General features: G+C 63.1%; 14 protein-coding genes. 11 read left to right on the top strand and 3 right to left on the bottom strand.

Annotated features, from left to right (window positions below; all coding sequences use genetic code 11):
• Positions 1-116 precede the first annotated feature (116 nt).
• The 9 genes from AC1RMF_RS20035 (at position 117) to AC1RMF_RS19995 (ending at position 9,137) form a co-directional block, all read left to right on the top strand.
• Positions 117-851 carry a class II aldolase/adducin family protein gene (locus AC1RMF_RS20035; RefSeq protein ID WP_493143816.1) on the top strand — a complete coding sequence of 245 codons (735 nt, stop codon included), beginning with the start codon at positions 117-119 and terminating at the stop codon, positions 849-851.
• On the top strand, positions 848-1,732 hold the full coding sequence (cdhC, locus tag AC1RMF_RS20030; RefSeq protein ID WP_493143815.1) for a 3-dehydrocarnitine:acetyl-CoA trimethylamine transferase CdhC: 885 nt from the start codon (positions 848-850) through the stop codon (positions 1,730-1,732). Before AC1RMF_RS20035 ends, cdhC begins: the two co-directional genes overlap by 4 nt.
• Positions 1,733-1,762: 30 nt before the next feature.
• Positions 1,763-2,728, top strand: a complete 966-nt coding sequence (locus tag AC1RMF_RS20025) for an L-carnitine dehydrogenase (RefSeq protein ID WP_493143814.1) — start codon at positions 1,763-1,765, stop codon at positions 2,726-2,728.
• The gene (locus AC1RMF_RS20020; RefSeq protein WP_493143813.1) at positions 2,721-3,215 is read left to right on the top strand and encodes a thioesterase family protein; all 495 of its coding nucleotides are present in this window, start codon (positions 2,721-2,723) and stop codon (positions 3,213-3,215) included. The genes AC1RMF_RS20025 and AC1RMF_RS20020 overlap by 8 nt, the downstream gene beginning before the upstream one ends.
• 365 nt (positions 3,216-3,580) lie before the next feature.
• Complete coding sequence (locus AC1RMF_RS20015) at positions 3,581-4,147, top strand: thioesterase family protein (RefSeq protein ID WP_493143812.1); 567 nt, start codon at positions 3,581-3,583, stop codon at positions 4,145-4,147.
• Positions 4,148-4,171: 24 nt separating this feature from the next.
• Positions 4,172-5,332: an acyl-CoA dehydrogenase family protein gene (locus tag AC1RMF_RS20010; protein ID WP_493143811.1), complete on the top strand. Its 1,161-nt coding sequence runs from the start codon at positions 4,172-4,174 to the stop codon at positions 5,330-5,332.
• A complete protein-coding gene (locus tag AC1RMF_RS20005; protein ID WP_493143809.1) occupies positions 5,329-7,416 on the top strand; it encodes an acetate--CoA ligase family protein in 2,088 nt (695 codons plus the stop codon). Before AC1RMF_RS20010 ends, AC1RMF_RS20005 begins: the two co-directional genes overlap by 4 nt.
• A complete protein-coding gene (locus AC1RMF_RS20000) occupies positions 7,409-8,191 on the top strand; it encodes an enoyl-CoA hydratase-related protein (RefSeq protein ID WP_493143808.1) in 783 nt (260 codons plus the stop codon). Before AC1RMF_RS20005 ends, AC1RMF_RS20000 begins: the two co-directional genes overlap by 8 nt.
• Positions 8,154-9,137 carry a DMT family transporter gene (locus tag AC1RMF_RS19995; RefSeq protein WP_493143807.1) on the top strand — a complete coding sequence of 328 codons (984 nt, stop codon included), beginning with the start codon at positions 8,154-8,156 and terminating at the stop codon, positions 9,135-9,137. The genes AC1RMF_RS20000 and AC1RMF_RS19995 overlap by 38 nt, the downstream gene beginning before the upstream one ends.
• 44 nt (positions 9,138-9,181) lie before the next feature.
• On the opposite strand, the gene AC1RMF_RS19990 is transcribed toward AC1RMF_RS19995, so the two are convergent.
• From AC1RMF_RS19990 to AC1RMF_RS19980, 3 genes are all read right to left on the bottom strand, one after another.
• Positions 9,182-9,787, bottom strand: coding sequence for a phosphatase PAP2 family protein (locus AC1RMF_RS19990; protein WP_493143805.1), 606 nt, complete (start codon positions 9,785-9,787; stop codon positions 9,182-9,184).
• Positions 9,788-9,908: 121 nt separating this feature from the next.
• Positions 9,909-10,628 carry a PEP-CTERM sorting domain-containing protein gene (locus AC1RMF_RS19985; RefSeq protein ID WP_493143803.1) on the bottom strand — a complete coding sequence of 240 codons (720 nt, stop codon included), beginning with the start codon at positions 10,626-10,628 and terminating at the stop codon, positions 9,909-9,911.
• Between the two features lie 30 nt (positions 10,629-10,658).
• Positions 10,659-12,512 carry an alkaline phosphatase family protein gene (locus AC1RMF_RS19980; protein ID WP_493143801.1) on the bottom strand — a complete coding sequence of 618 codons (1,854 nt, stop codon included), beginning with the start codon at positions 12,510-12,512 and terminating at the stop codon, positions 10,659-10,661.
• A gap of 352 nt (positions 12,513-12,864) precedes the next feature.
• Here AC1RMF_RS19980 and AC1RMF_RS19975 point away from each other — a divergent pair, with 352 nt between their 5' ends.
• Both AC1RMF_RS19975 and AC1RMF_RS19970 read left to right on the top strand, forming a co-directional pair.
• On the top strand, positions 12,865-14,496 hold the full coding sequence (locus AC1RMF_RS19975) for a putative bifunctional diguanylate cyclase/phosphodiesterase (protein ID WP_342618329.1): 1,632 nt from the start codon (positions 12,865-12,867) through the stop codon (positions 14,494-14,496).
• A complete protein-coding gene (locus tag AC1RMF_RS19970) occupies positions 14,493-15,332 on the top strand; it encodes a hypothetical protein (RefSeq protein WP_493143798.1) in 840 nt (279 codons plus the stop codon). The genes AC1RMF_RS19975 and AC1RMF_RS19970 overlap by 4 nt, the downstream gene beginning before the upstream one ends.
• Positions 15,333-15,341 lie beyond the last annotated feature (9 nt).

Raw genomic sequence — 15,341 nt, 5'->3', positions numbered from 1 at the left:
CTGCCCTCATCGCGTCTCCCCATGGAAAACCCCGATTCAAGTCTGTCGCTTTTCGTCAACAACAAGTCGTTGCACACGGAGACGGCACCCCGCGTCCGCCCTACGATGCCAGAACGATGACACACATTCACACCTTGCGACAAGACCTGGCAGCAGCCTTCCGCTGGGCAGCGCGGCTGAACATGCATGAGTCGATTGCCAACCACTTCAGCGTGGCCACCGACGACACAGGCCGGGAATTCCTGCTCAACCCGGTGGGCGCGCATTTCTCGCTGGTGCGCGCCAGCGAGCTGCTGTTGCTCAACGTGGACAAGCCCGATACCTACCTGGGCCCCAATGCCCCCGACCCCACGGCCTGGACGCTGCATGCAGCCCTGCACCAGAAGCTGCCACAAGCGCGCTGCATCCTGCACACGCACATGCACAGCGCCACCACGCTGTGCTGCCTCAAAGACTTCGAGTTCCTGATACTGGACCAGAACGCCTGCCGCTTCCACAAGCGCATTGCCTACGACCGCGGCTATGCCGGCATGGCGCTGCACACGGACGAAGGTGCCCGCGTGGCCGCCCTGATGGAGCACGGCAAGAGCGTGCTGTTCATGGGCAACCACGGCGTGATCGTGGTCGCTCCCACCGTGGCCCAGGCCTTTGACGAGCTGTACTACCTGGAGAAGGCCTGCGCCCTGCAACTGGCGGCCTTGGCCACCGGACGCGAACTGGCGCTGATCCCCGACGACGTGGCCGCTGTGGCCTGCAGCCAGTGGAACGACTACCCCACCGAGTTTTCCAACCTGCATTTCAACGCCCTCAAAACCATCCTCAACCAACAAGAACCGGACTACGCCCTATGAACCAGAACATCATCATTACCTGCGCCGTGACCGGCGCTGGCGACACCGTTGGCAAGAACCCCCACGTGCCGGTCACTCCGCGCCAGATTGCCGATGCCGCCATCGAGGCTGCCAACGCCGGTGCCACCGTGGTGCACTGCCATGTGCGCGACCCCCAAACCGGCAAGGGCAGCCGTGATCCGGCGCTGTACCGCGAGCTGATGGAGCACATCAAGGCCTCGGGCGTGGACGTCATCGTCAACCTGACCGCCGGCATGGGTGGCGACTTGGAAATCGGCCCGGGCGAAACCCCCACGCAATACGGCCCCGGCACCGACCTGGTTGGTCCGCTGACCCGCCTAGTGCATGTGGAAGAGCTGCTGCCCGACATCTGCACCCTGGACTGCGGCACGCTCAACTTTGGCGACGGCGACACCATCTACGTGTCCACGCCTGCTGCCCTGCGTGTGGGCGCCAAGCGCATCACCGAGCTGGGTGTGAAGGCCGAGCTGGAAATCTTTGACACCGGCCACCTGTGGTTCTCCAAGCAGATGATGAAGGAAGGCCTGCTGTTCGACCCGTTGTTCCAGCTCTGCCTGGGCATTCCATGGGGCGCACCCGCCGACACCACCACCATGAAGGCCATGGTGGACAACCTGCCCGCAGGCGTCACATGGGCCGGCTTTGGTATCGGCCGCCTGCAGATGCCCATGGCAGCACAGGCCATTCTGCTGGGCGGCAATGTGCGCGTGGGTCTGGAAGACAACCTGTGGCTGGACAAGGGTGTGCCCGCCAGCAACGGAACACTGGTGGAGCGCGTGATCAAGCTGATCGAATGCATGGGAGCCAAGCCCATGACGCCCGCCGAAGGCCGCGCCAAGATGAACCTCAAGAAACGCTAAAGCCCTCTTCACCGAACCACTGGACAACACATGACATTCAAGACCGACATCAAGACTTTTGCAGCACTGGGCACCGGCGTGATCGGCAGCGGCTGGATCGCACGCGCACTGGCCAACGGCCTGGACGTGATCGCCTGGGACCCGGCGCCCAATGCCGAAGCCAATCTGCGCGACCGCATCAAGAAATGCTGGCCAGCCCTGGTGGCCAACGGCCTCAAGCCTGGCGCCTCGCCGGAGCGTCTGCGCTTTGTGGCCACCGTGGAAGAGTGCGTGAAGGATGCCGACTTCATCCAGGAGAGCGCACCTGAGACGCTGTCGCTCAAGATCGACCTGCACGCCAAGATCAGCGCTGCAGCCAAGCCCGACGTGATCATCGGCTCCAGCACCTCCGGCCTGCTGCCCACCGAGTTCTATGCCAAGGCTGTAGCCCCCGAGCGCTGCCTGGTCGGCCACCCGTTCAACCCGGTCTACCTGCTGCCGCTGGTGGAAGTGGTGGGCGGTGAAAAGACATCCGAAGCAGCCAAGCAGGCCGCCATCACCGTCTACAAAAACCTGGGCATGAAGCCCCTGCATGTGCGCAAGGAAGTGCCCGGTTTCATCGCCGACCGCCTGCTCGAAGCCCAGTGGCGCGAAGCGCTGCACTTGGTTGACGAAGGCGTGGCCAGCACGGGCGAGATCGACGACGCCATCCGCTATGGCGCGGGCATACGCTGGTCCTTCATGGGCAGCTTCCTGATCTACACCCTGGCCGGCGGCGACGCCGGCATGCGCCACTTCATGGCGCAGTTTGGCCCAGCACTCAAGCTGCCCTGGACCAAGCTAGTGGCGCCCGAGCTGACCGACGCGCTGATCGACAAGGTGGTGGACGGCACCAAGGACCAGTTGGGCAGCCACAGCATTGCCGACCTGGAGCGCTACCGCGACGACTGCCTGATGGCCGTGCAAGCCGCCATCCGCGCCACCAAGATCAAGCACGGCATTTCGCTCGATGAGTAATCTGTTGATCAGTTGGCAAGGCCCGGTGCAGCCGGCCTGGGTGGACTACAACGGCCATCTGAACGACGCCTACTACCTGGTGATCTTCAGCCTGGCCACCGACGGGCTGATGGAGCGCATCGGGCTGGATGCGGCAGGCCGCAAGGCAACCGGCCACACCATGTACACGCTGGAAGTGCATCTGAACTACATCCAGGAGGTGCACGAGGGCGTGGCGGTGGAGGTGCGCACACAGATCCTGGGTGTGGATGCCAAGCGCGTGCATCTGTTTCACAGCCTGCACCGCCAGGACGACGGAACGCTACTGGCCACCAACGAGCAGATGCTCTCCAACATCGATGCGTCCAACGCCGAGACTGGCCCCAAGACGGCGCCATTTGCGCCGCAGGTTGCCGCCCAGTTGTTGCCGCTGGCACAGGCGCATGCGACGCTGCCTCGGCCTGCCAATGCCGGGCGCAGCATTGCGTTGCCTGTGCCGCGCAAGTGAGCATGGTGTACGGAATGCAGATCTGGCATGGGTGCGCAAACAGCGTTGGCAGACTCAGGCCGACGTGGCACTCCGCTCCGTCCGTGTCCCCCGCCCACTGCGTGGGCTCCTCCTTTACCTCCCGGATCGGAGCGCCACGCCGACCTGAGTCCTCCAGCATGGTTTGCGCACCAAGGATGTTGAATACAACGCGCGAACATCCCCGGCGCTCGCTGACAGCGGGGTGGCTGTTTCCGGTAGGTAAAGGAGGAGCCCGCAGGGCGGGGGACATGGACGGAAACAGCCACCCCGCTGTCAGCGACTGACCCACCACAAACGCGCGCAAGTCGGTATTCAAAAAGCCCCAAAGACGAACCAAGCAAACCATGACCGATCCACACCAAACGGCAGGCCGCGTCACCACCCCGTTGGAAAACACGCCCGCCAAACCCTGGGACCCCACGGCCCCCATACCGGCACCGTTACAACTGCACTCCCCCACCGTGTTGCCGCAATGGGTGGACTACAACGGCCACATGAGCGAGTCCTGCTTTCTGCTGGTGTTTGGTGACAGCTCCGATGCCTTCTTCCGCTTTGTCGGTATCGACGAACGCTACCGTGACGAACAGGGCCTGTCGCTCTACACGGTGGAGACGCATATCCACAACATACGCGAAGCCTCAGTGGGCGATCCGCTCAAGCTCACGCTGCAGGTGCTGGATGTGGACGCCAAACGCGTGCACATCTTCCACAGCATGTTCCACGGCAAGACCGGCGTGCTACTGGCCACAGGCGAACAGATGCTGCTGCACGTGGACATGAAAGCCGAGCGCGCTGCGCCCATGCCGCCCTGGCTGCTGGAGCGCATACAGGCCATCCACACCGCACACGCTACCCTGCCGCGCCCGGCGCAAGCGGGTGCCTCCATCGGGATTCGCCGCAAGGCCGTTTGACTCACAACGCACCAGAGACTGACCATGCACTTTCAACTCAGCCACGAACACACCATGCTGGTGGACACCGTGCGCAGCTTTATCGAAACCGAGATCTACCCGCACGAAGACCTGGTGGAGCGCACCGATGAAATCCCGCCCGACCTGGCAGCAGAGATCCAGGCCAAGGCCATTGAAGTCGGTCTGTACGCAGCCAACATGCCCGAGGAATATGGCGGCGGCGGATTGGACAACTTTGGTGTGACGCTGCTCGAGCGGGAGCTGGGCCGCGCTTCCTACGGTTTGCAGATGCTGGTGGCCCGCCCCAGCAACATCCTGCGCGGCTGCACCGGCACGCAGATCGAGGAATACTTGCTGCCCACGATTCGCGGCGAGCGCCACGACTGCCTGGCCATGACCGAGCCCAACGCCGGCTCGGACGTGCGCAGCATGCAGACCAAGGCGGTACGTGATGGCGACGACTACATCATCAACGGCAGCAAGCACTTCATCAGCCACGCCGATGTGTCCGATTACGTGATCCTGTTTGCCGCCACCGACGTGGAGCAGACCAAGGCCGGCCCCAAGAAAAAGATCACCGGATTTCTGGTGGACTTTGACACACCCGGTGTAACGCGCCGCCGCGGCCCGGCTTGTGTGTCGCACCGCGGCTACCACCAGTGCGAACTGTTCTTTGACAACGTGCGCGTGCCCGTCTCCAAACGCCTGGGCGAAGAGGGCAAGGGCTTCGACCTGATGGGCGAGTGGCTGGGTGCCACCCGCCTGACCGTGGCCGCCACCAGCGTAGGACGCGGCCGCCGCGTGCTCGACATGGCGACCGAATGGGCCGCCACGCGCAAGCAGTTTGGGCAACCGATTGGCCGCTTCCAGGGCACGGGCTTCAAGCTGGCCGACATGGCCACCGAACTCGAAGCCGCCGACCTGCTCACCCTGCAAGCCGCCTGGAAGTGCGACCAAGGCAGCATGACCGATTCCGACGCCGCCATGGCCAAGCTGTTTGCGTCTGAGGCGCTGGCACGCATCACCGACCAGACGCTGCAGATCTTTGGCGGCATGGGCTTGATGAATTCGCTGCCGATCGAGCGCTTCTGGCGCGATGCGCGGGTGGAGCGCATCTGGGACGGCACCAGCGAAATCCAGCGCCACATCATCTCGCGCGCCATGCTGCGTGCGCACGGCGCATGAACCGCCTCACGCAACTGTTTTCGCCCAAAAGCATCGCCGTATTCGGCGGCAACGCCGCAGCCGAGGCGATACGCCAGTGCCGCAAGCTGGGCTTTGCGGGCGACATCTGGCCGGTGCATCCCACGCGCACGGAGATGGAGGGCCTGCCCTGCTTTGCTGACGTTGCGTCATTGCCTGCAGCACCTGACGCTGCCTTTGTCGCCGTGCCGGCACTGGCAACCGTGGACGTGGTGCGACAGCTCTCGGCCCGCGGCGCGGGTGGCGCCATCTGCTATGCCTCCGGCTTTGCCGAAGTGGGTGAAGCAGGCGCGGCGCTGCAACGGGAACTGGTGGCCGCGGCGGGTGACATGGCCCTGATCGGCCCCAACTGCTATGGGCTGCTCAACTACCTGGACGGCGTGGCCCTGTGGCCGGACCAGCATGGCGGACACCGCGAGGAGCGCGGTGTGGCCATCGTCACGCAAAGTGGCAACATCGGTCTGAACCTGACCATGCAGCGCCGTGGCCTGCCTTTGGCCTATCTGATCACCGTGGGCAACAAGGCCGGCGACAGCATGGACGCCATCATCGAAGCCCTGCTGCTGGACCCGCGTGTCACCGCTATTGGCATGCATATCGAGGGCCTGGACGATGTGGCGGCCTTCTCGCGTGTGGCGATCAAAGCGCTGGAAAAACGCATCCCGCTGGTGGCCCTCAAAGCTGGCAGCTCGGAGTTGGGCGCACGCACCACCATGAGCCACACCAGCTCGCTGGCCGGGCCGGACAAGCTGTACGACGCCCTGTTTGCTCGTTGCGGCGTGGCACGGGTGACTGACGTGTCGGGCTTGCTGGAGACGCTCAAGTTCCTGCATGTGCACGGCGGACTGGCCGGCAATCGCGTCATCTCGGCCAGTTGCTCGGGCGGCGAGGCATCCCTGGTGGCGGACCTGGCCCAGACGCATGGACTGGACATGCCGGAAATCCCGCACGCAGCGCACGACCGACTCTTCAATGTGCTGGGTGAGAAGGTTACCGTAGCCAACCCGCTGGACTATCACACCTATATCTGGGGCAATCTGGAAGCGCAGACCGAATGCTTCGCCGGCATGATGGACTGCGGCTTTGATGCCCACGTGCTGGTGCTGGACTTTCCTCGTGCCGACCGCTGCAACGGAAGCACTTGGCAGACCACGCTGGATGCCTTTGTGGCGGCACAAGCCCAGACGGGCGCCGTCGCGGTGGTGCTCAGCAGCCTACCCGAAGGTTTACCCGACGCGGTGAGCGAGCGTTTGCTGCAGCAAGGTGTGGCGCCCATGCAGGGCACCGACGATTGCCTGGCTGCCATCGCGCATGCGGCCCGTATCGGTTTGGCCCAGGCGCGCCATGCTCAGATCACGCCCGTTACGGCCACGCCGTGGACCGCCAACGCTGCACCTGCTACGACCGAGGGCAGCAGCCACATGCTCAATGAAGTGGCCAGCAAGCAGGCGCTGCATGCCTTTGGTCTGCCGATTCCGCGCGGCGCCTGTGTCACCGAAGCCGCTGCGGCGGTCACTGCGGAGGCGCTGGGCTTTCCGGTGGTGGTGAAGGCGGTGTCCGACACGCTGGCACACAAGACCGAGGCCGGAGGCGTCAGGCTGGGCCTGAAGTCGGCCGATGCGGTGCAGGCGGCCATCGAGAGCATGCGCCATCTGTCGGGCGCCTTTCTGGTGGAGCAAATGGCAACCGAGGTGGTGGCCGAAATCATTGTGGGCATCACGCGCGATGCGCAGTTTGGCCTGGCCTTGACGCTGGGCACCGGTGGCATTCTGGTGGAGCTCATACAGGACGCGGCCACGCTGCTGCTGCCCGCGTCACCGGCAGACATACTCGCCGCACTGCAATCCCTCAAGACCTGGCCGCTGCTGAACGGCTACCGCGGCAAGTCCGCCGGGGACGTGGATGCGCTGGTGCAAGCCGTTGCATCCATCGCCACCTATGGTGCAGCCCATGCTGACGATTTGCTGGAACTCGATGTGAACCCCATCCTCGTGCTGCCTACAGGGCGCGGCGTGGTGGCGGTGGACGCACTGATACGATTGGCAGGAAACACACCCCATGACTGAAGCCGTACGTACCGAAGCCCGCGATGGTGTGCTCACCATCACCCTGGACCGTCCCAAGGCCAACGCCATCAACGTGCCCACCAGCCAGGCACTCTACGCGGCGTTCCGGCAACTGCAGGACGACCCGGCCTTGCGCGTGGCCATCCTCACTGGTACGGGACGCTTCTTCTCCGCAGGCTGGGACCTCAATGCCGCCACCGAAGGCGAAGCCATCGACGCCGACCACGGCCCGGGCGGCTTTGCCGGACTGACCGAGTATTTTTCCTTGAGCAAGCCGGTGATTGCCGCGGTCAACGGCCTGGCGTTTGGTGGCGGTTTTGAACTGGCACTGGCGGCCGACCTGATGGTGGTGGCCGACACCGCCGAGTTCGCCCTGCCTGAGGTCAAACTGGGGCTAATGGCCGACTCCGGCGGCGTGCTGCGCCTGCCCCGCCGCCTGCCGCGTGCCATTGCCACCGAGCTGCTGCTCACGGGACGGCGCATGTCGGCCGCCGAGGCAGCCCAATGGGGTCTGGCCAACCGGGTGGTCCCTGCGGATGCACTACTGCAAACCGCACAGGAGCTCGCCGCCCAGATAGTGCTGGCCGCACCGCTGGCACTGGCCGCCGTGAAAGAAGTGCTGCGCGCCACCGAAGGCCAGCCCCTGGCAGAAGCCTATGGCACGCTGCGCAGTGGCACCCTGCCCCAGTACCGCGCCATGCTCACATCCGAAGATGCCCAGGAAGGCCCGCGCGCCTTTGGCGAGAAGCGCCCACCGCGCTGGAGCGGGCGCTGAGGTGCAGCGGCACAGCCACGCCAAGGGTGTGCAGCTCTCGCTGCTGTGCCTGCTGATCCTGGGGCTGCTGCCCATCATCGCAACCCTGCGCAACGGCGAGGGAAACGCCATGGCGTTTTCCTTCTGGCTCTCTTTCTGGCAACTGGTATTTGCCGTACCCGTCTACCTGCTGCAAGGCAGAACACCGCAACCCACTCCCGAGGCGCACGCCGGCAAGCCGCACTTCAGCAAAGGGAGGACATGGGCTTTGGTGCTGCTGACCGGCACCCTGTTCGGTGCTGCCACCTTCGTCTATGTGCTGGCGGTGGACCGCGCCGGGCCGGTGACCTTTGCCGTTGCCGTGCAGGCCTACCCGCTGTTCGCCGTGGTGTGGGAGGCATTCTTTCTGAAGCGGCGCAAGTCCATGGCGGAAATCGGCCTGATGCTGGTGATTGCCGCCGCCATGGTCTATCTGGGCACCCAGGGCACGTGGCAGTTGTCCGCGATTACCGGCGGCTTCTGGCTGGCCCTGGTCGTGCCGCTGCTCTGGAGCATCGCCCACGTCATCATCAAAGAGATGATGAATGCCTCGGCCATCACGCCGTCGGAGGTCATCGTGACGCGCGTGCTGATCGCCACCGTGCTGCTGGGTGCGGCATGCGTAGGAAACCAGGGACTGGACGGGCTCGTGGCAACGGCCACGGCACCCCGCTTCCAGGGGATCGCTTTCCTGATGGGCTGCGCCTATTACCTGGAACTGCTGTCATGGTTCTACGCGGTCAAGCGCATCGACGTGTCCCGCGGCGCTTCCATCACCGCCCCGGCACCGGCCTTGACGCTGCTGATCTCCCTGGCGGTCCTGGGTCAGGAAGTGCACGGCTATCAGGTAGTGGCACTGGTGCTGGTGGTGGGCAGTGTCATCGGACTGATCCACAGTGGCCACAGGCGGGCCAGCACAACACCGTAGTACCCCAAAGCCGAAAACGGGAAGCAGACTTCGTCACCGAAGCGCTATGGCTGGAGCAGCCGCTGCGCGTGGACTGTTGCAGACCGCGCCAGCATGGCGGCCCGCGAATGGGGTTCGGGTTGTCCGGACAACTGCAAGGCCACGCGCGTGATCAATGCATGGCTGGGCGAATGGTCCACGCTGTACAAGGCCAGCGCAATGCAGGCTACTAAGACGCTCGCGACCACAGGACGATGGGGAAAAACCGCTGGTGCGGGGTGCCGATGCACCCACACCGCAACGCCGCCTCCCAGTGCCCAGCCCGCCAGCACTTCAGACGGGGAATGGGCATGCAGCACCAGGCGGGACACACCTATCAGCAGGGCCAAAAGACAGCCCACTGCGAACAGCATGTTTCGGCGGTGCGAAGCGACTGGCGAACCGAACAAGGGCAGCACCACGGGGAAGACAGCGGTTGCAAGCAGCGTGTGCCCGGACACACCGGTGAAGTTCAGGGCAGCAGAGCCCAGACCCCAGCCCATGAACAGCACCTTGCTCGCTGCAGTCACCGCAATCGCCACAGCCACGCCCATGGCCCAGCGCACTGCCAGCTGACGTCCACCGGGTTGGATGCACAGGGCCAACAGCGCCAGAAGCGCTGCTGGCAACACGACTTCAGCACCTCCAAAACGCGTGAGAAAAGGCCAGAAGTTCAATGTGCCGGGGGTGAGGGGTGGGGATGAAAATCGATTGTACGGGTCCCCTGTAAACGCCCGGCACTACGGCGCAGCCTCAGGCAGGCTGAGGCTTGCGGCGTTTCACCAGCGAGGCCACCAGCCCCAAGCCAGCGAGCAGCAGCACATAGGACTCAGGCTCCGGCACGGGCACCACGGCCAAGGAAGTGACAGCCGCACCGCCGTTGCCGAACAAGGCGATGCCGGTGTTGCCGGTAACGGGGGCGGACATGTTCACCGAACGCAGCAGCGTGGTGCCGTCCACGTCGTACAAATTGCCGGTGATGCCGCTTGCCAGCCAGCTGATGGACAGCTTGTACCACTGGTTACCAAAGCTGGCCGTGCTGGCCACGCCATCGCTGAAGCTGGGCGTTTGCGAAGCGATGCCAGAGACGCCTTGGAACAGCAACTGGTTGGTGTCGGACGCGGCGGTCAAGGCATAAGTGCTTGCACTATCAGAAGCAAAGCCCAGGCTGATGCGTCCGCCCTGGCTGCCGCCGCTGGCATCCGCGCTGGGGCCGGGATTGATCCAGGCGCTCAACACTTCACCCACATGGAAATCAATGGCGGTGTTGACCGACCAAGTGGAGTCGGTGAGGTAGATGCCGCTGGTGCCATCCGGTGCGGGCGACACAAAGCTGCTGGCATCGGCGCCAATGCCGACCGACCAGCCCGGGGTGGACAGTTGGCCGCCCGTGAACGGTTCCACCACGCTTGCGTTGGCAAGCCCTGCGACGGCCATCAAGCCGGCTGCTGCGATTTTGAAAAAGGGAGTCATGGTTTTCTTCCAGAACAAAAGATGTGGGGCTTAGAAATTGAAGAGGCTGGTCAAGTCACCGATGGCCGGCTGGTTGGCAGGCAGATACGGGTTGTTGACGTTCTTGACCGGGTTGGGCAGGTTGTCGCGGCTGCGGTTGGACAAGGTGGGCAGGCTCCAGTTCTTTTCAATGAACTTGGCGATAGACACATGGTCGTGGTAGACATGGTCCACATAACCCTTCTTGGCAAACGGTGAGACAGCAATCAGAGGAATACGCGGGCCGTCACCAAAGAAGTCCAGGTTCTGGATGGCGCCGGTATCAAAGTAGCCACCGCCTTCATCCGTGGTGATCAGGATGGCTGTCTGTGCCCACAGAGCCGGATTGGCCTTGACTTTGGTGATCAGGTCGTTGAGGAATAGTTCATAGTTGCCTGGAGCCGAATAGCCGGGGTGTCCGCTGTAGATGTTTTTGGGCACCACAAACGACACAGCAGGAACGGTGTTGTTGCTGATGTCGTTGTATAGCGTGGTCAGGCCTTGCAGGTTGTTGCGCAGCGCAGAGTTCACCACATTGGTAGACACGTCGAGCGGGTCGCCAATGCTGTTGTAAATCAGTTCACGCGTCTTGCTGATGGCCACCGGCGTTGCGTAGGTGGCAATCACGGAGTCTGGGGTTCCTGCGGGAAGCTTGGCCTTGACGCCCGCAAACACCTGTGGATAGACCAGTTGGTAGAACGGGTCAGACGTCACGTCCGCGTCCTCGCGACCACCCGTGTACCACTTCCAGCTCACGCCGTTGTTGGACAGTAGTTCGCCAATGGTAGGCACGGTCTGTGGCGGGTACACAAAGTTGCCGGAGGTAGGTGCCGTGGCATTGCCATACACGTCGTAGGCCGGCGTGTAGTTGTTCACCAGGTAGTAGGCACCGCCTTCGCAGTTGCTGCTTCTGCCCTTGGCGGCGAGTACCGCATGGATCTCGGCCACGCCCGGTTGCGAGGGGTCGGAGCAATTCACATACGAGCCACCGGAATAGCCATCGTTGGTGTAGAAGTTGTCAGTGCCCGTCTGCGGGTCCGGGTTTTCAATTTCGTTGGCCGGTGGCGTGGCCAGCACACCATTGACGTTGTAGACGGCGGCATCACCTGCCGTTGCCAAGGCGAAGAAGTTGGCGCCCGTTCCACCCATCACGGCCTGGTGGTAGTTGTCGCTGATGGCGTATTGCTGGGCCAGGGACTTGAACAGGGGTGCGTCGCCCTGGTTCATGTTGTAGAAGCCCATGAGCTCGCCGCCCTGCCCGGTGGAGGCGGCGGTCACTCCGCCGGTCGCGCCGCCCGTTCCCACGGTGGTAGCCACCCACTGGAACAGGTCATGCTTCTCATTGGTGCCACCAGTTTGTTGCCACATCTGGAAGAACCGGTGCACGGGATCACCCACGTCGGAAGTGGCCGTGCCATAGGGCACGTACTTGCTGATCTGGAACGGGCCGTTGGCGGTCAGACCGTTGAAACGCGGGTCCGGTGCTGTGCCATAGAGGGTCAGTGTTGTCGGGTTATACACACCGATCAGGGTGGGTTGCGGCAACGCAGCCAAAGGGCCCTGGCGGGTGGGCGTCAGCGTGTAGCTGCCGGTCCCATTGCTGGCCTGGCTTTGCACAGCCTTGCTGTAGTTTGCACCGGGCGTGCCGTCCGCTTTGACAATGCCCTGCGACAACAGGTTGAACGCAGACTGGCCGCGCGGCGGAATGTAAGTACCGAACACCGTATCAAAGGAGTTGTTCTCCCCCACAACCACAATCACGTGTTTGATGGGCGTAGTGGTGTTGGCATCACCCGCAAAGCTGGCCGGAACCAACGCGGCTCCAGACACCAACGCGGCAATACTTTTCAAAGCAGTGTGTTTCATGCAGCTTTCCCTTGATGAATATCGGTAAAAGAAATACGTTGTGACCCGATCAACGTTAAGCAACATTTGTTACGGCTTGAGGCCAACGAATGGGTTGGAGATAGTTCGATCGGATAGGATTTCGACAAATATTTCGCGCCCACTCCGTTAGAACTCACTTCCGTGGATGCCATTGCGCGGCTCAAGGTCGGGCTCTCCATGTGTGGAGCACCTGACGAGCTGAAAGCCTTGCGATCTAAAACCTGCACCGATAGCAGGGTTTTGCGCCACACAGCGCAGACCTGAGCGACATTTGACCCATCTTCGACTGGTGGTACATTGATCGCGGCAAAGCTTGAGGGAGGTTCCCCGAATGGACAATGCGAAGCAGCAGGACAGTCTGTCCCCCGCTCCAGGCGCTTCCACGGGCGAAACACCGCGCTCCACCAGGCACCTGAATATCCGCTACACGGACCGATTGCTTGCCTCGGCGGAAATGTTGCTTTCCTTGCGCGACCCGCAGGTGTCATCGCAGCAAGACACCCTGGCCTTGATCGCGGACCTGATACACGCGGCCACGCACGACGTCCTGACCGGTATGCCCACGCGCAGTCTGCTGCTCAGCAGGCTCGAGCATGAACTTACACGGGTGGCCATTGATGACGAGCAAGTCGGTCTGCTCTTCGTGGACCTGGACAATTTCAAACAAGTGAATGACACGCTGGGCCACGATAGCGGTGACGAACTGCTGTGCGAGGTTTCCAGGCGCCTGCATGAATGCGTCAAACCCGGAGTGGGCTCCATCGTGAGCCGCGTTGGCGGCGACGAATTCGTCATTCTGTATCCCCGTGCCACGATCGAATCGGAAGACGAGCTGGCAGCCCGCATTCTGCAAGCGGTCACCCAGCCAGTCCGGATTGCCGGCAGGGATGTTGCCACCTCGGCCAGCATTGGTATGGCCAGCTGTACCCCAGGGACGCAGACCGCCGAGGAGCTGATGCAAAACGCCGACACGGCCCTGTATGCGGCAAAGGCGAGTGGCCGCAACCGCATGGTGCGCTTCAACGATGAATTGCAGGCGCGCGCATCGCGGCGGATGCAGATCGAATCGGACCTGCGCGTGGCACTGCGCGAGAAACAGCTCTTTGTGCACTACCAGCCGCAGGTAAGTCTGGTGACCGGGCGACTCGTGGGCGTGGAGGCGCTGGCGCGCTGGCATCACCCCGAGTACGGAATGCTGTCCCCGCTGGAGTTCATTCCCATTGCCGAAGACAGTCGGCTCATCGGTGAGCTGGGGCGGCAGGTGTTGCGCTCTGCGTGTCAGCAACTTGCTGCGTGGGCGGTGGCGCTGCCCGGGCGGCCGCTGTCCTTGACCGTCAATGTTTCACCGCGCCAGCTGGGCGATCCCGACTTCATCACCGAGGTCCAGGCGATCCTCAGACAGACCGGCATCAACCATTCATCGCTGTGCCTGGAGCTGACTGAAAGCGCCTTGGCCAATCAGGATGCAGAAATCCTGGCCTCGCTCCACCGCTTGCACGAAATGGGCATTTATGTGGCATTCGACGACTTCGCCACCGAGTCGTCCTCGCTGGCCCGGCTGCGCGATCTGCCGATCGAGGTCCTGAAGATCGACAAGTCGTTTATTGACGGCCTTCCCACCGAGCCCGGAGACACCGCCGTGGTCTCATCCATCCTCAGCCTGGCGTTCGCCACCGGCAAGCATGTCATTGCCGAAGGCATTGAGCGGATTGAGCAGGCGCTTGCGCTGCGCAGCATGGGATGCCATGTGGCGCAGGGCTACCTTTTCTCCAAACCGGTGGACGCCGCATTGATCGTGCCCATGATGGATTCACCGCTGTGGCAGGCACCCGTGAGCTGGGGCGTTCAATCCGGCACGACCGCCTCCGCCAGCCTGACGCGCCGTGCACACCCGACTTTCATCGAAGAATTTCTGGACCAGATCGGCGTGCCTATGGGGGTCAAGACGGGGAACGCGACATGATGGCGTTCATCATCGGCATCGGCAATCTTCTGGTGGGCATGGCCTATGTGACGCTGGGCCTGCTCAGCACTTGGGAGGCAGCAAGCCAGTACCGGCGTCGCGGCTTGTCGCGATTTGGCATCGGCTTTTCGCTCATGGCGGCAAGCTGTGGACCACACCATCTGGTACACGGCTGGTGCGTGCTGCAGGGCGGCACGGTCTCCACTCCCATGCTGGTGGTGACGCTAACGGGCTTGCCCGCAGGCATCGTATTTTGCTGGCTGCGCGCCGAGGCAATGCGGGGCGGCCGCGGTGACCGCGCGGTGCCTGTCAATGGCTCGGTGATGGGGGGCGCTGCCATTGCGTCGCTGGTTGTCGTGGGTCTGCTGGCAGGTTGGGCCATGGCCACGCCCCCAGCGCCTGAGCTGCTCCTATGCACCACGGAAGGCATACGGTTGTGGCTGGGCGGCCCGGGTGCCACCCTGGGCCCCATGCTGGTGATGCTCAGCAACTTATGGGTAACCTTTACTTACTCGATGGTAGGTTGGTACCTGGGCGACACGCAGATACGGCGCTTCATTTCCACCCACACCTGGTCACTGTCAGGCCTGGCGCTCACTGCCGTCTTTCCCTCTTGCGCGGCCATGCACCTCATCCTGGCATTGACCAACGGCCAGCAAACCAGCACCTTGTTTTTCGACCTGATTGGCGTTCCCGCTTCGGTCTATTTCCTGTGGGTGGTCAAACAGCTGCATGCCGACGCCGCCATGGACTGGAATCGTCGCCCACTGGCAGGACTTGCCGCGTTTCCCAACCGCCCTTCGCCCTGGAGCGAATCCATTGCCGACGAACGTTAAGTTTCAGTA

Source organism: Rhodoferax sp. GW822-FHT04A08 (assembly GCF_058801025.1).
The sequence above is the reverse complement of the archived record's forward strand: the minus strand, read 5'-3'. Positions and strand labels throughout refer to the sequence as shown.

Bases quoted from the DNA above. Each gene is read 5' to 3' on its own strand.
- AC1RMF_RS20010 (WP_493143811.1), top strand. From the start codon at position 4,172: ATGCACTTTCAACTCAGCCACGAACACACCATGCTGGTGGACACCGTG.
- AC1RMF_RS19975 (WP_342618329.1), top strand. From the start codon at position 12,865: ATGGACAATGCGAAGCAGCAGGACAGTCTGTCCCCCGCTCCAGGCGCT.
- cdhC (WP_493143815.1), top strand. From the start codon at position 848: ATGAACCAGAACATCATCATTACCTGCGCCGTGACCGGCGCTGGCGAC.
- AC1RMF_RS19985 (WP_493143803.1), bottom strand. From the start codon at position 10,628: ATGACTCCCTTTTTCAAAATCGCAGCAGCCGGCTTGATGGCCGTCGCA.
- AC1RMF_RS19970 (WP_493143798.1), top strand. From the start codon at position 14,493: ATGATGGCGTTCATCATCGGCATCGGCAATCTTCTGGTGGGCATGGCC.
- AC1RMF_RS20020 (WP_493143813.1), top strand. From the start codon at position 2,721: ATGAGTAATCTGTTGATCAGTTGGCAAGGCCCGGTGCAGCCGGCCTGG.
- AC1RMF_RS19980 (WP_493143801.1), bottom strand. From the start codon at position 12,512: ATGAAACACACTGCTTTGAAAAGTATTGCCGCGTTGGTGTCTGGAGCC.
- AC1RMF_RS20035 (WP_493143816.1), top strand. From the start codon at position 117: ATGACACACATTCACACCTTGCGACAAGACCTGGCAGCAGCCTTCCGC.
- AC1RMF_RS20015 (WP_493143812.1), top strand. From the start codon at position 3,581: ATGACCGATCCACACCAAACGGCAGGCCGCGTCACCACCCCGTTGGAA.
- AC1RMF_RS20000 (WP_493143808.1), top strand. From the start codon at position 7,409: ATGACTGAAGCCGTACGTACCGAAGCCCGCGATGGTGTGCTCACCATC.
- AC1RMF_RS20005 (WP_493143809.1), top strand. From the start codon at position 5,329: ATGAACCGCCTCACGCAACTGTTTTCGCCCAAAAGCATCGCCGTATTC.
- AC1RMF_RS20025 (WP_493143814.1), top strand. From the start codon at position 1,763: ATGACATTCAAGACCGACATCAAGACTTTTGCAGCACTGGGCACCGGC.